Source organism: Mycetocola tolaasinivorans, assembly GCF_003667565.1.
GTDB classification, from domain to species: Bacteria; Actinomycetota; Actinomycetes; order Actinomycetales; family Microbacteriaceae; genus Mycetocola; species Mycetocola tolaasinivorans.
On record NZ_RCUX01000001.1, the window covers coordinates 112,590 to 126,756 of the forward strand.

11 protein-coding genes and 1 tRNA gene are annotated in these 14,167 nt (G+C 67.0%); 10 read left to right on the forward strand and 2 right to left on the reverse strand.

What is annotated here, in order from left to right; all coding sequences use genetic code 11:
- The 4 genes from D9V32_RS00505 to pheT all read left to right on the forward strand — a co-directional run bounded on the left by D9V32_RS00505 (position 1) and on the right by pheT (position 5,102).
- Positions 1-648, forward strand: a complete 648-nt coding sequence (locus tag D9V32_RS00505; RefSeq protein ID WP_121646946.1) for an amino acid ABC transporter permease — start codon at positions 1-3, stop codon at positions 646-648.
- Entirely contained in the window at positions 645-1,466 is an 822-nt protein-coding gene (locus D9V32_RS00510; RefSeq protein WP_121647196.1) for an amino acid ABC transporter permease, read from the forward strand. Before D9V32_RS00505 ends, D9V32_RS00510 begins: the two co-directional genes overlap by 4 nt.
- A gap of 64 nt (positions 1,467-1,530) precedes the next feature.
- On the forward strand, positions 1,531-2,571 hold the full coding sequence (gene pheS, locus D9V32_RS00515) for a phenylalanine--tRNA ligase subunit alpha (RefSeq protein ID WP_030143091.1): 1,041 nt from the start codon (positions 1,531-1,533) through the stop codon (positions 2,569-2,571).
- A gap of 2 nt (positions 2,572-2,573) precedes the next feature.
- Entirely contained in the window at positions 2,574-5,102 is a 2,529-nt protein-coding gene (gene pheT / locus D9V32_RS00520; protein WP_121646947.1) for a phenylalanine--tRNA ligase subunit beta, read from the forward strand.
- Between the two features lie 84 nt (positions 5,103-5,186).
- Here the strand turns inward: pheT and D9V32_RS00525 are convergent, their stop codons facing one another.
- Complete coding sequence (locus tag D9V32_RS00525) at positions 5,187-6,362, reverse strand: alpha/beta hydrolase (protein WP_121646948.1); 1,176 nt, start codon at positions 6,360-6,362, stop codon at positions 5,187-5,189.
- Positions 6,363-6,686: 324 nt separating this feature from the next.
- On the opposite strand from D9V32_RS00525, the gene D9V32_RS00530 reads away from it, so the two are divergent.
- The 5 genes from D9V32_RS00530 (at position 6,687) to D9V32_RS00550 (ending at position 10,882) form a co-directional block, all read left to right on the forward strand.
- Positions 6,687-7,598, forward strand: a complete 912-nt coding sequence (locus D9V32_RS00530; RefSeq protein ID WP_245981861.1) for an NUDIX domain-containing protein — start codon at positions 6,687-6,689, stop codon at positions 7,596-7,598.
- 113 nt (positions 7,599-7,711) lie between these two features.
- A complete protein-coding gene (locus D9V32_RS00535) occupies positions 7,712-8,488 on the forward strand; it encodes an SGNH/GDSL hydrolase family protein (RefSeq protein ID WP_121646950.1) in 777 nt (258 codons plus the stop codon).
- Between the two features lie 98 nt (positions 8,489-8,586).
- Positions 8,587-9,567: an acetylxylan esterase gene (locus D9V32_RS00540; protein ID WP_121646951.1), complete on the forward strand. Its 981-nt coding sequence runs from the start codon at positions 8,587-8,589 to the stop codon at positions 9,565-9,567.
- 418 nt (positions 9,568-9,985) lie between these two features.
- Positions 9,986-10,675 (forward strand): nucleoside/nucleotide kinase family protein, encoded by a 690-nt coding sequence (locus D9V32_RS00545; protein ID WP_245981864.1) that lies wholly within the window; start codon positions 9,986-9,988, stop codon positions 10,673-10,675.
- Between the two features lie 130 nt (positions 10,676-10,805).
- Positions 10,806-10,882: transfer RNA gene (locus D9V32_RS00550), tRNA-Pro, on the forward strand.
- 385 nt (positions 10,883-11,267) lie between these two features.
- On the opposite strand, the gene D9V32_RS00555 is transcribed toward D9V32_RS00550, so the two are convergent.
- Entirely contained in the window at positions 11,268-11,615 is a 348-nt protein-coding gene (locus tag D9V32_RS00555; RefSeq protein ID WP_121646953.1) for a DUF3892 domain-containing protein, read from the reverse strand.
- Positions 11,616-11,871: 256 nt separating this feature from the next.
- On the opposite strand from D9V32_RS00555, the gene D9V32_RS00560 reads away from it, so the two are divergent.
- Entirely contained in the window at positions 11,872-14,121 is a 2,250-nt protein-coding gene (locus tag D9V32_RS00560) for a CapA family protein (protein WP_121646954.1), read from the forward strand.
- Positions 14,122-14,167: the final 46 nt, after the last annotated feature.

The following is a 14,167-nucleotide window of genomic DNA, read 5'->3' on the forward strand; positions in this document are numbered from 1 at the left end:
ATGAACGTCATCATTGATAACCTCGACCGATACCTCTCCGGTTTTGGCCTCACCCTGCAACTGTTTCTCGTGGCCGCCGTGGCCGCACTCATTATCGGGACGATCATCGCGGTGATGCGGATCTCCCCGGTCGCGGCCCTGCGCGTGTTCGCGACCGTGTACACCGAGCTGGTGCGGAACACCCCGCTCACGCTCATCCTGTTCTTTTTCGCGTTCGTGGCCCCGCAGCTGGGCCTCGGGCTCGACTATAAGTTCTTGGCGATGATAGGCCTGAGCCTCTACACCTCGCCGTTCGTGGCCGAGGCGCTGCGCTCCGGGGTCAACGGTGTCCCCATCGGGCAGGCCGAGGCGGCCCGCAGCGTGGGGCTCGGATTTTCGCAGACCGTCGTGCACGTGGTGCTGCCCCAGGCCGTGCGCATGACCGTGCCGCCGCTGATCAACGTGATGATCGCGCTGGTGAAGAACACCTCGGTGGCCGGTGGATTCTTCGTGGCCGAGCTGTTCACCATCGGTAAGGAGCTGGCCAACGCCAACGGTAACGCGGTGATCGCGGTGCTGCTGGGCGTCGCAACCTTCTACCTGCTGATCACGATTCCGCTGGGTATCCTCGCCGGATTCCTCGAGAAGAAATGGATGGTGTCGCGATGAGCGCCAGCGGAGCCCCGGTACTCTTTGATGCCCCGGGCCCCCGGGCACGGCGTCGCTCACGCATCGCCTCGGTCGTGGTGTCGCTGGTGGTACTCGGCGGGCTGGGGCTCGTGGTGTACATCCTCGGTCAGCCGCGTGAGACCTCCGGCGGGGTCACCCTCACCGGCCTCTGGCACCCCTCCCGGTGGGACGTGGTCACCAACCCCGATCTCTGGGAGCTGATCGGTCAGGGCGTGCTCAATACGCTGAAGGCGGCGGCCGCCGCGGCGGTACTCGCGCTGATTCTCGGTGTGGTGTTCGCCCTGCTGCGCTCGGCCCGGACCCCCTGGGTACGGATCCCGTCGATGGTGGTGCTCGAGTTCCTGCGCGGCATGCCCGTGCTGCTCATGATGCTCTTCATCCTGCTCGCGTTTTCGAGTGGCGCGTACCTGGCCGTGGTGCTCGGGCTCGGCCTCTACAACGGCGCGATTATCGGCGAGGCCCTGCGTGCGGGAATCTCCTCGCTCCCGAAGGGGCAGCGGGAGGCCGGTTTGAGCATCGGGCTGACGCCGTTTGTGACCCGCATGGTGATCGAGTTCCCGCAGGCCTTCAAGCAGATGCTGCCCATCATCGTGGCGCAGCTCGTGGTGCTGCTGAAAGACACCTCGCTGGGATTCATCGTGGGTTACCCGGAGCTGATCCGCACCACCATGAACAATCTCGGCAACGCGCTCGGCAACAAGTACCTGTTCACGCTGTTTGTGATCACCCTGGTGATCTACGTGGTGATGAACCTGATCCTGTCGGCGTTTGCCCGCTGGTTGGCGAAGCGCCGGTAGGGGAGCGTGGGTTCGTTGGAGTCTCCGCCCGGCGAACCTGCGAACCCGGGTAGAATGGGTTCTTGTGTCTGACCCTCAACTGATTACCGAAGAAAGCGTCGCCGCCGCGGTTGATGCGGCGCTCGCCGCCATTGCCGCCGCCGCCGACTCCACCGCACTCAAGCAGGCGCGCTCGGCGCACATGGCCGAGGGCTCGCCGCTGGCGAACCTCAACGCCGCGCTGCGCTCCGTGCCTAACGACCAGAAGGCCGCCTTTGGCAAGCTCGTGGGCCAGGCCCGCGGGCGTGTAAACGGTGCCTATGCCGCCGCCGAGGAGCGCATCGTCGCCGCCGAGGATGCTGCCCGTCTGGCCGCCGAGACCGTGGACGTCACCGCGCTGCCCAGCCGCTACCGTGCCGGTGCCCGCCACCCTCTCGAGCTGCTGCGCGAGCGCGTGGAAGACATCTTCACCGGCATGGGCTGGGAGATCGCCGAGGGCCCCGAGGTCGAGAGCGAGTGGTTCAACTTTGACGCCCTGAACTTCGACGCCGACCACCCCGCCCGCGCCATGCAGGACACCTTCTTCGTCGAGCCTCCCGAGGCTCACCTCGTGATGCGCACGCACACGTCCCCGGTGCAGGTGCGCACCATGCTCGACCGCGAGGTGCCGATCTACGTGCTGGCCCCCGGCCGCGTGTACCGCACCGACGAGCTCGACGCCACGCACACCCCCGTGTTCACGCAGTTCGAAGGCCTCGCGGTGGACAAGGGCCTGACCATGGCCGACCTCCGCGGTACCCTGGACCACTTCGTGAAGTCGGTCTTCGGTGACGAGGCGAAGATTCGTCTGCGCCCGAGCTTCTTCCCGTTCACCGAGCCCAGCGCCGAGCTCGACTTCTGGCACCCCACCTTCAAGGGCGGCGCGCGCTGGATCGAGTGGGGCGGCTGCGGCATGATCCACCCCAACGTGCTGCGTGCGGCCGGAATCGACCCGGAGATCTACTCCGGTTTCGCCTTCGGCATGGGTGTGGAGCGCGGGCTGATGCTGCGCGACGGTGTACAGGACATGCGTGAAATGGTGGAGGGCGACGTGCGCTTCTCCCAGCAATTCGGAATGGTGGTGTAGTCGTGCGGGTTCCCCTGAACTGGCTGGCTGAATACGTAGATCTCGAGCCCGGAGCGACCCCCGCGTCGGTCCAGGAGGCCCTGGTCAAGGTGGGTCTGGAAGAGGAGGACGTGCACACGTTCGACCTCACCGGACCGATCGTCGTGGGCGAGGTGCTGGAGTTCACCCCCGAGGAGCAGTCCAACGGTAAGACCATCAACTGGTGCCGCGTGCGCGTGGCTGCGGACGGTGAGATTGCCGCCGATGGTGGCGACGCCGTGCACGGCATCGTCTGTGGCGCCCACAACTTCCGCGTGGGTGACAAGGTCGTGGTGACCCTGCCCGGCGCCGTGCTGCCCGGAAACTTCGTGATCGCCCCGCGCAAGACCTACGGCCACGTGTCCGAGGGCATGATGGCCTCGGCTCGCGAGCTCGGGCTCGGTGACGAGCACGACGGCATCATCGTGCTCTCGAAGTACGGCATCGATGCCCCCGTGGGCACCCCCGCACTGCCGCTGCTGGGTCTCGACGACTCGGCCGTGGAGGTCAACGTGACCCCGGATCGCGGCTACGCGTTCTCGGTGCGCGGTGTGGCCCGCGAGTACTCGCACGCCACCGGTGCCGCCTTCCGCGACCCGGCCCTCGCGCCCGCCGCGCTGGAGGCCACCGGCTTCTCGGTCGAGATTCGCGATGACGCTCCCATCCGCGGTGTTGTGGGGGCAGACGCCTTCACCACCCGCGTGGTGCGCGGTGTGGACGCCACCCGTCCGACCCCGCCGTGGCTGGTTGCGCGCCTCTCCCTCGCCGGTGTGCGCTCGATCTCGCTGCTGGTCGACATCACCAACTACGTGATGTTCGAGCTGGGTCAGCCGATCCACGGATACGACCTCGATAAGGTCGCCGGCGGCCTGGTTGTGCGTCGCGCCGAAAAGGGCGAGACCCTGGTCACCCTCGACGGCACCGAGCGCAAGCTGCACGCCGAGGACCTCGTGATCGCCGATGATTCCGGGGCCATTGGCCTGGCCGGTGTCATGGGTGGCGCGTCCACCGAGATCAGCGACACCACCACCGATGTGCTGATCGAGGCCGCGCACTTCTCGCCGGTTTCCATCGCGCGTACCGCTCGCCGCCACAAGCTGCCCTCCGAGGCGTCCAAGCGCTTCGAGCGCGGTGTTGACCCGCGTCTGGGCCGTGCCGCCGCGGCGCGCGTGGCTGAGCTGCTGGTCGAGCTGGCCGGCGGAACGATCGATTCGCTCGGTCAGACCATCGCCGCCGATGAGGCTCCCGAGGCCATCCTGCTGCCCGCGGGCTACGTGTCGGGTCTGATCGGTGCCGAGTACACCGTGGCCGAGGAGACCTCGGCGCTGGAGGAGATCGGTGCGGAGGTGACCGCCGTAGACGGCGGCCTGAGCGTCGTACGCCCCACCTGGCGTTCGGACATCACCGACCCCTGCGACCTCGCCGAGGAAATCGCGCGGATCATCGGCTACGACCGCATTCCCTCGCGTCTGCCCGTTGCCCCGCCCGGCCGCGGCCTGACCCGCACCCAGCGTGCGCGTCGCCGCGTGGCCCAGACCCTGGCTGCTGCCGGATCGACCGAGGTGCAGTCGTACCCGTTCGTCTCGGCCGAGACCAACAACCTGTTTGGTACGGCGGATGCCGCGGCCGGCGACGTGCCCGCGATCAAGCTGGCCAACGCGCTTGATGCGCGCGAGCCGTTCCTGCGCACCTCGGTGCTGCCGGGTCTGATCGGTGTGGCCAAGCGCAACCTCGCGCGCGGCCTCGTGGACCTCTCGATCTACGAGACCGGTCTGGTGTTCCGTCCCGAGGCCGGAGCCTCGCTGGGTTATGCGGGCGAGCTGCCGAACGGTACCGTCCGTCCGAGTGACGCCGAGCTGGCGGCGCTGAAGGCCGGTATTCCGCCGCAGCCGCACCACGTGGGTGTGCTCATCGTGGGTAACGTGACCCCGAAGCAGCCGGGTCTGGATGCCGTGCCGAGCGGCCTGATCGACGCCCTGGACGCCGTGCGTCAGGTGGCCCTGGCCGCCGGTGTGGAGATTCGTGTCGAGCAGGGATCGCACCAGATCCTGCACCCGGGACGCACCGCCGCGCTGTACCTCGGCGACACCCTCGTGGGTTACGCCGGTGAACTCCTGCCGAGCTTCGCCGCCGAGTCGGACCTTCCGCGCACCGTGGCCGTCGCCGAGATCAACCTCGACGCCGTCCTCGCCGGGGGCACCGACATTGTTGACGCGCAGTCGATCTACACCTTCATGGCCGCCACCCAGGACCTCTCGCTGACCGTTCCGGTCGAGGTTCCGGCGGCCGAGGTTCAGGCGGCGGTTCTCGAGGGTGCGGGTGAGCTCCTGGAGCACATCCGCCTCGTTGATGACTACCGCGGCCAGGGCCTCGCCGAGGGCCACAAGTCGCTGAGCTTCGCGCTGCGCTTCCGCGCCGCCGACCGCACGCTCACCGCGGCCGAGGCCTCCGAGGCCAAGCTCGCCGGCGCGGCCCTCGCGGGTTCGCGCTTCGGTGCGGCGATCCGCGACTAAATCGCTCCACCTGGCGAGAGCCAGACACACAGCGCCCCCGCTCGGCATTCCGAGCGGGGGCGCTGTGTGATGGTTGGTCGTGCGCTAGCTGGTCTTTTCGTCCCAGCCGAGCTGCTGGGCGGTCCAGACGAGGCCGTAGGGCATCATGGTGCGGGCAGCGGTCCAGTTGTGCTGGAGACCGGGGTAGGAGCGCATGGTGCTGATATCGCCGCGCGTGCGCAGGTCCTCGTTGATGAGTTCGGCGGCGCGGAGAGATTCGCCGTCGTCCTGGCCGATGAAGAACGTCTGCTTGGTGCCGCGCGGAAGCTCGCGGATGAGGTGCAGCGGCGTGTTATCGCGCATAGCCTCGGCGTTGCCCACGATGCCCTTAGAGTAGGGCTTGCCATAGGGCAGCAGGGAGATGGCGGAGCCAAACTCCTCGGGGTAGCGCAGCGAGTAGATGAGCGAGGCGAAGCCGCCCGAGGACATTCCAGCCACGATGCGCTTGCTGGCTTCGGGCTCGGTGCGCAGGGTTTTATCGGCCCATCCCACCACGTCCTTGACCATGTAGTCCTCAATCTGCGGGCCACCGGGGAAGTTCAGCGGTTCGGTGCTGCGGCGGGCGGGGCCGGCGTTGAGATCGGGGGCGACCACGATGGCCTTGGGGAACTGCCCGGACTTGATCAGCTCCTCGAGGGTCACGTCGATGCGGCCGCCGGCAAACCAGTCGGCGGCGCTGCCGGGGGAGCCGTGCAGGGCATAGATCACCGGGTAGCGCTTGGTGTTGCCGGGCTTGTCGTAGTCCGGCGGGAGGTACACCCAGGCACCCGAGTTTGGCACGTCGGTCGCGGTGGAGGGGATGGTGGCGAGGAACGAGTAGCCGCTCGATGCGGTGGTCACCCGACGCTCCGAGGAGGGCAGCACGGTGCTTCCCGTTCCCTCCACGGGCTTCTTATTGGAGATGACCTCGGGGTTCGGCGGGGTATCGCTGAGCCAGCGCTCCACGGCGGAAACGGACGGCAGATAGCCCACCCAGGTGTTCACGCCGAGCGCGACCGCCACAAACAGGGCGATGCCGGTGGGTACCCACCAGAGGAACCCGCGACGCACGCGACGCGAGGCGTGATCGGGGTCGCGGCGGGCACGCCAGATCCAGAGCGCAACGAGCAGGATCGCGATACCGATCACGATGATGCTCGGCCAGTATGTGGCCAGCAGATCGGTTCCCGCGTTGCCGTTTTCGAGTGACGCGGGGATGTCGATCTTGTTGTCGGGATTCATGGGGGAGCCTCCTGCTGCGGGTCGGCCCGATGCTCGAGCCGTGCCGCGCGCCCCGGGGTGCCGGGGCAATTCACTCTGCGCGGATCAGCCTTGATTGTAGAGCGAAACGGGTGAGAACGGGGTGACCGTTGGGCGCTACGGTGCAGCGAGTGGCGGAAACTCGCGGAAGTGACGGACATCTCGCGGATATTCGCGGCTGTTTATCAGCTATTCACCGGGGATTTCCCTCATCCGTGCGGGGTGGCGATGTCCGTTAGGGGCCGGGATCTCGTCATGCGGGGTCACGGGGGTGCGCGTTTGGCGGTGGCGTGGCAAGCTGGAGGTGTGTCCGGTCCACTAGATTCCCATCCCGATCCCTCCGACAGCGGCGACGCCTGGGTGTACGCACCCGATGGCCGCCAGTTCTGGGGCACGTATGGCGCGGCCGGGCTGCTGGCCCATGACCGCACCCGTGGCGTGCTGCTGCAGCATCGCGTGGAGTGGAGCCACTTCGGTGGCACCTGGGCGCTGCCCGGTGGCGCGCGTCACCGCGGCGAATCCGCGGTGGATGGCGCATATCGCGAGGCGGCGGAGGAGGCCGGGGTGCCGGCCGAGGCCGTGCGTCCGCGTTTCAGCGCCGTGACCGACCTGGGTTTCTGGTCGTACACCACGGTGGTGGGCGATGTGACGACCCCGTTTGAGCCCGAGATCACCGATCCCGAGAGCCTTGAGCTGCGCTGGGTACCGATCGCCGAGGTGGATCAGCTGCCGCTGCACCCCGGGTTTGAGCAGTCGTGGCCGGCCCTGCGTGCCGAGCTGGAGCGTTCTGAAACCATCGTGGTGGATGCCGCAAACGTGGTGGGTGCGCGCCCGGACGGCTGGTGGAAGGATCGCGCGAGTGCCGCCGATCGCCTGCTTGCCGTGCTCGAACGCCTCGCCGAGGAGGGCCTGCCGGCCGCCGCGCTGGGCCTCGAACACGATCACTGGTGGCCGCGATTCCGGGTGGTACTCGAGGGTGCCGCGCGCGCCGCCGACACCCGTGATGCGCAGGTGCCGGAACTCACCGTGGTGCGCGCGCCGGGGGAGGGCGATGAGGCGATCGTGCACGAGGTGCGCGAGCTCACCGCCCGAAAGCCCCCGCACACGGTGTGGACGATCACGAGCGATCGCGAACTGCGGGAGCGGGTCGAGGCCGCGGGGTCTCGCACCCTGGGCTCGCGCTGGTTGTGGGAGCGGATCGACGCGCTCTCCGGGTAGCGCCGGCCGGTTTGCGACCACCGGTATGAGTGTGGGGAATGAGACTGTTTTCCACGGGACCGTGTGAGAGTATTTTTTTGACGTCTCGGTGGGCGTCCCTGAGGAGATGTTGAATGTTTTCCAGCTACGTTGCGGTGGGCGATAGTTTCAGCGAGGGCATGGGCGATACGCTGCCCGATGGGAGCGTCCGCGGGTGGACCGATCTCGTAGCGCTGGCGCTGGGCCGTGCGGCGGGTTCTCCTATTCGCTATGCGAACCTCGCGATCCGCGGGAAGAAGCTCGAGCCGATCATCGCCGAGCAGGTGGATCCGGCCCTCGCGCTGGGCGCGGAGCTCGTGACCTTCAACGGTGCGGGGAATGACATCATGCGTCCGCGGGTGTCGATCGAGGCGGTCGCGGGGCGGCTGGTCGAGTCGGTTCAGAGGTTGGGTTCCGGTGGTGCGCGGGTGATCGTGGTGAGTGGTGCGAATCCGAGTCGGCACATTCCGATGGGTGGGCTGGTGTCGAGCCGCGGCGATGAGCTGGCGGAGGCCGTGACGCGGCTGCTGCCGGCGTCGATCACCTACGTGGATAACTGGTCCGATCCGGTGCTCGCTCAGGGCCGATTCTGGTCTCATGACAACCTGCACCTGAACACCATCGGGCATGTGCGCGTCGCGGCGAACGTCCTGAACGCGCTGGGTATTGCGGTTCCCGCGGAGTGGGCGGTGGAGGACACCGCGCTGCGCCCGGATGCGGGGGCGCGCAGGCGTGACCGCGCCTACTATCGCGAGCACGTGCTGCCATGGATCGGCAGGCGCCTGACCGGGCGTAGCTCGGGTGATGGCCGGCCGCCGAAGTTTGCGACGCTCGATCCGGTGACGATCCCGGACCCGACCATCACCCCCTGACCCCCTTTCGATGTCTCGCACTGTGACGCGGCACATCGCGGCCGATCACGCCCACCGGGTACGATCGGCGAGGAATCCCCCAATGAAACGAGGAACGCATGCTGGTTGAACCGGATATCGAGTGGGTACGCGGGTACCAGGGGGTTGCCACCGCACCCGATGATCTGGAGGCCTTCTGGACTCAGACGCTGGACGAGGCCGCGGCCTTCCCGCTGAATGCCCGCTTTGTCCGGGTAGCGGAGCGCCTGCGCCTGGTTGATGTTTACGACGTGACCTTTGCCGGGTTTGCCGGTCAGGACGTGCGTGCGTGGCTGCGTGTGCCCGCGGGGACCGATCTGGATGCCGCGGGTGATCTGGCGGCGGTCGTGACCTTTGTGGGATATGGCGGCGGCCGCGGCGAACCCGAGGACGATCTCTTCTGGGCCAGCTCCGGTTTTGCCCACCTGCACATGGACACCCGCGGACAGGGCTCGGCCTGGAGCCGCGGCGACACCGGCGACGTCGCCACGCAGGGCCCGACCGTCCCCGGACATATGACCCGCGGTATCCAGAACCCGCAGGACTACTACTACCGCCGCCTCATTACCGACGCGGTGCGCGCGGTGGATGTGGCCCTGGGCGTGGCGGCGATTGATTCGTCGCGCGTGGCGGTGCAGGGGCACAGCCAGGGCGGCGGGCTCGCGCTCGCGGTGTCTGGTTTGCGCTCGGATGTGGGGGCGGTCATCGCGCAGGAGCCGTTCCTGTCGGACTTCCCGCGCTCGGTACGCGCGGCCACGCAGAAGCCGTATCGGGAGATCGGCGAGTACCTGGCGATTCACCGCGGCGATGCGGCCGAGGTCTTCGGCGTGCTGTCGTACTTCGATGTGTCGAATCTCGTGGGCCGCGCCACCGCCCCGGCCCTGATCTCGGTGGGCCTGATGGACCCGGTGTGCCTCCCCTCGACCGTCTACGCCGCCTACAACCGCTATGCCGGCGATAAGCGCATCATTGAGTGGGAGTTCAACGGCCACGAGGGCGGCCAGACCTTCACGACCCGCACCGCGGTGGCCTTCCTCGATGAGGTGTTGGCCGCGAAGTAGCGCGGGCAGTGCGCATATACGCTCCCTGAGGGGCGTGGACGCCGGGGGAGTGCCCCTATAAACGCGGTGTGCAGCTGGGCCAAGAGGGCCCGGCCGCACACTTTTGCATTCCCCGCCCGCGCCGCTCCATCGTTCCCCGGATAGGGCTAGCATTGGGCGACGAGACCGCCGGTGTGCTCACGCGCGGGCGGCTGTGTGATGCCCCGGGTGGGCGGGTGCGCGTGACCCCGTGGGGGAGCGTGCGCCGACGTGCCGGCGGGGATATCGATGGATGGCGGGGCCGGTGACGGTTCTGCCTTCGGCAGGGTGTTGGGCCGGTGACGGTGCCAATAAGGACAATCGGGCAGGGCTGGTGCTGGTTCTGCCGAGGAAGTATGGCGGGGCCGGTGACGGTTTCGCCGAGGACGGGGAGAGACCGGTGAGTGGAGAAGAGTTCGAGGACGCGGTGGGTGGACCGGCCGCGCTCGCCGAGAGCCCCGAGCGGATTGAGGCGGGCCTCGCCGAGCTGGTCGAGCGCGCCCGCGCGCTGATCGTGCCGGGCCAGCGCCGCCTGCTGGGTATGGCCGGCGCTCCCGGCGCTGGGAAGTCGACCCTCGCGGCCCGCATCGTGGCCGAGCTGGGGGAAGACGCGACGCTCGTCCCGATGGACGGCTATCACCTCTCCCGCGCCGTGCTCGCCGACCTCGGCCGCACCGACCGCAAGGGCGCCCCCGACACCTTCGATGCCGCGGGCTTCGTAGCCCTCCTGGGCCGCCTGCAGGATGCCCGGGAGACCGTGTACGTTCCGAGCTACGATCGCGACCTCCACGAGCCCGTAGCCGCAGCGCTGGCGGTATCTCCTGTTACTCCGTTGCTCATTGTGGAGGGCAACTATCTGCTGCTGGATGACCCCGAGTGGGCACCGGCGCGCGAGTTCCTGGATGAGGCCTGGTTTGTGGAGATCCCCACGGGCCTGCGCACCGAACGCCTGGTCGCCCGTCACGAGGCCCACGGCAAGTCCCCGGAGCACGCCCGGGAGTGGGTCTTCCGCAGCGACGAGGCCAACGCCCGCATTATCGAGGCTTCGGCGGTCAACGCGGACCTGATCGTGACGCCGGTGCAGGACTAGCCGGGCCTTCGCGTGTGGCTCCGCTGCGCCTTCGCCGATGGCTCCGCCGCGGCGACACGCGCACCCCGCCGCCCGTTTTCCCTTTCACCCCGGGTTCGCGCTACTATAAATGAGTTGCCGGAAACGACAACGGGCTGTGGCGCAGCTTGGTAGCGCACTTGACTGGGGGTCAAGGGGTCGCAGGTTCAAATCCTGTCAGCCCGACCAAAGAAACCCTCCCAGAACCGCAAGATACCGCGGGACTGGGAGGGTTTTTCGTTTCGTTTCGTCTAAATCGCACACTGAGTTTCGCCCTGAGACTGCTAGCCGGATCCCTTTGAAAAGCTCAGCGACGATGTGGTTTTGGCGGACGCTCGATTGGCGGGGTCAACCCCACGACATGCCAGAATCCGCAGTGCGGACAGCGCATCGTGGTCGACCGCTAATTAGCTCGGTCAGCATAGATAGCCGCTTCGTAGTTCATTGCGCTTGCCGCTCGCTTTGAAATATAACGAATGCCTTTCATCTCCAGCTTTTCCTCGTCCTAGGTTCTCATGCAGTGAATCATAGGGGCGAGCACCGACATCGGTATTGCTGGGATCTCAGAGGTCCGTCACTGAAAGCGAGGCAGCGCAAGCAGATTGTCGGATTCGCGTTCATTTGCGATTGTAGTGAGATACCTGACCCCATTGCTACGCGTGATCACCTCGGCTTGAGCGCCCGTGTGATCATTGTGAGTGCGAACGCTATTCCCGTTGTCTATGTATTCCACCATTGAAGCGCGGGTAACCGCCTTGAGGATGCCGCCAGTGCCATCTGAGTACTGGACATCGGTGATGTGTTCATTTCTGGTGCCTGGATAGGCGACCCGTACTCGGCGAATATAAATCATGTTGCTCCATTCAGTAAGTTTGGTGTGGGCCAGATTGCCCACACCAACCGTGATGTTATTGGAAACCATGAACGTTCGATATCACTGCTAGTGGGCCTTATCAAGACTCCAGAAATCTGTTATGGCAGTGTTGATTGGCGTCGGTTTGAGCCTGGTCAGGGGCCTGAACGCGCCCACGTATCGGAGGAAAACGGCCTGCTCATCTCCCTTCGATCAACACGAGCGTGCGCTCATCTGGGGAGCCTCACTGGCGTAGCGCCCGTATCGTTTGTGTATCCAAATCTGCAAACGTGGGCGCAACACCACCCCTGTTTGACTCGCAGCTATGCAAATCCGTGCCTCAGCCCGTACCGCGTTTTCCAGCGTTCGTGGCACCGAAACGGCGGTGAGTACGCCGCGCCTCCTCTGGCCCGACGTCGCCAAGGGGCTCCTCATCATCCTCGTGGTGTTTTGGCACACGGTGGTGAAGTCGTACCTGGAGGTTGACTGGCGGCTGCCGGTGCCGATTCCCGGCGCGTGGGGGATGATTGCCGACATCACGTATCCGGTGCGGATGCCGCTGTTCTTTCTCATCTCGGGATGCTTCGCGGCGAGCGCGCTCGCGCGGCCGTGGGGTGCGGTGTTTCGGAACCGCGTGGTGCGATTCCTGTACCTCTACCTGCTGTGGACGCTGATCCACACCGCCGCGATGTGGGCGTTTCCCGACTTTCCCACGCTCGTGCCACGATCCGTCGCCGCGTTCATTGAGGCGATCACCATCAGCCCGACCAACACCTGGTATCTCTATGCGCTCGCGCTGTACTTTGTGGTGGCCAAGGTGCTTCGCGGAGTGCCCCGCTGGATTCCGCTGGGGCTGGCAGCCGCGCTGTCGATCGCGGTGGGGGCGGGGGTCATCGACATCGTGAGTAACCGCGGATCCCTCCTTGCGAACCTGTTGTTTTTCCTCATCGGGGCGTACGCGTCGCGACACGTGCTGAAGTTTGCCGCGCGGCCGCGTCCGGTGCTCGCCGGTGCGCTGGCTTTGCTCTACCTGGGTGCGTTTGCCCTGGTGCGCGTGACCGCGGTCGAGCAGGTGCCCGGGGTATTGCCGGCGCTTGCGCTGATCGGGGTGGGGATGGGGCTCGCGATCGCACCACTGCTGGCGCGGATCCCGAAGCTCGGCACCGGGCTCGCCGCGCTCGGTGCCCGCACCCTCCCGATCTACGTGATTCACATGCCCGTCCTCGTGCTGATCGACGCGCTCATCGTCGGGCCGCTCTCCGATGCCGGGGGAGTCGTGCAGCTTGCGGCGGCGATCACGTTGCCCGTCATCGTCACCACCGTCGTCATCGCCGCGAGCCTCTGGATCGCGCGCCTCATCTCGCGCGACGGGCTGCGCTGGCTGCTCGACCTGCCTAGCGCTCGCCATACCAGCCGCACCCTACCCTGGCGCACTCCGCTCGCCGTCCTCACCCTCGCGGCAATCGGCATCGCGGCCTCCGCGGCCACGGCGATCCCCGCGACAAACGATGCCCACACACCCGACGCCCACACACCCGGTGCCAGCCAACTCAGCGCCCACACACCCGGTAGCAACACGCCCCACCGCTCCGCACACCGCCCCGGCGAGGTGAGCATCGGCGCGGCCGGCGACATCCTGCTCTACGACGCGTCGCGCGGGGTCCCGGCCGATCAGGCGACCGGGTACTTCGATCACGTGCGACCCTGGTTCACCGAGGACATCGTGACCGGTAACCTCGAACAGGCCCTCACCCCCGACAACGGCACCACCAAGTGCGCCGGGCTGAACGACTGCTTTGCCTTTCGCAGCGACCCCGCGGCCGCCGCGAGCCTGCGCGGATTCACCGATCTCAACCTCGCCAACAACCACAGCCGTGACTTCGGGCAGGGCAGCTATGACGCCACGCGGGCGGCGCTCGAGGGCGCGGGTATTCGCCCGGTGGGGGATCGAGACGAGATCAGTTATACGCGGGTCGGTGACCTCACGGTCGCGATGATCGGGTTTGCGCCCTACCCCACGTTCAACCGGGTGACGGACCTCCGACACGTGCGCAAGATCGTTCGCACGGCGTCCGAGCGTGCGGACATTGTGATCGTCCAGGCACACATGGGTGCCGAGGGGTCGGACGCAGACGCGGTCACGCCCGGGACCGAAACGATGTTCGGGGAGAACCGCGGCGACCCGATCGCGTTCGCCCATGCGGCGGTCGACGCGGGGGCCGACCTGGTGCTCGGGCACGGACCGCACATTCTGCGCGGAATGGAATGGTATCGCGGCAGGCTCATCGCCTACAGTCTCGGAAACTTCGGCGGCGGGGGAGTCTTCGGGAAGGATCCCGCCACGCGATTTGGTGCCTACCTCTCGGTGACGCTGAGCGCCGACGGCACCGTGAGTGCCGCGCGGGTGCGCTCGATCCGATTCACCCGGGCAGACGGCATTCCCCAGCCCGACCCCGCCCACCAGGCCGCACACCTCATGAACCAGCGCGGCATCCGCGATTTCCGTGATACCGCCGCGATCATCAGCCCGGACGGCACGGTCGTCCCGACGGTACGTTCGCCCGCCCCGGGTTGAACCATGACGCTCGATATGAAAGGGTGGGACACTCACCAACGGGGGA

Excerpts from the sequence above, each read along its gene's own strand:
- D9V32_RS00560 (WP_121646954.1), top strand. The coding sequence starts at position 11,872 with ATGCAAATCCGTGCCTCAGCCCGTACCGCGTTTTCCAGCGTTCGTGGC.
- D9V32_RS00535 (WP_121646950.1), top strand. The coding sequence starts at position 7,712 with ATGTTTTCCAGCTACGTTGCGGTGGGCGATAGTTTCAGCGAGGGCATG.
- D9V32_RS00540 (WP_121646951.1), top strand. The coding sequence starts at position 8,587 with ATGCTGGTTGAACCGGATATCGAGTGGGTACGCGGGTACCAGGGGGTT.
- D9V32_RS00525 (WP_121646948.1), bottom strand. The coding sequence starts at position 6,362 with ATGAATCCCGACAACAAGATCGACATCCCCGCGTCACTCGAAAACGGC.
- D9V32_RS00510 (WP_121647196.1), top strand. The coding sequence starts at position 645 with ATGAGCGCCAGCGGAGCCCCGGTACTCTTTGATGCCCCGGGCCCCCGG.
- D9V32_RS00505 (WP_121646946.1), top strand. The coding sequence starts at position 1 with ATGAACGTCATCATTGATAACCTCGACCGATACCTCTCCGGTTTTGGC.
- D9V32_RS00555 (WP_121646953.1), bottom strand. The coding sequence starts at position 11,615 with ATGGTTTCCAATAACATCACGGTTGGTGTGGGCAATCTGGCCCACACC.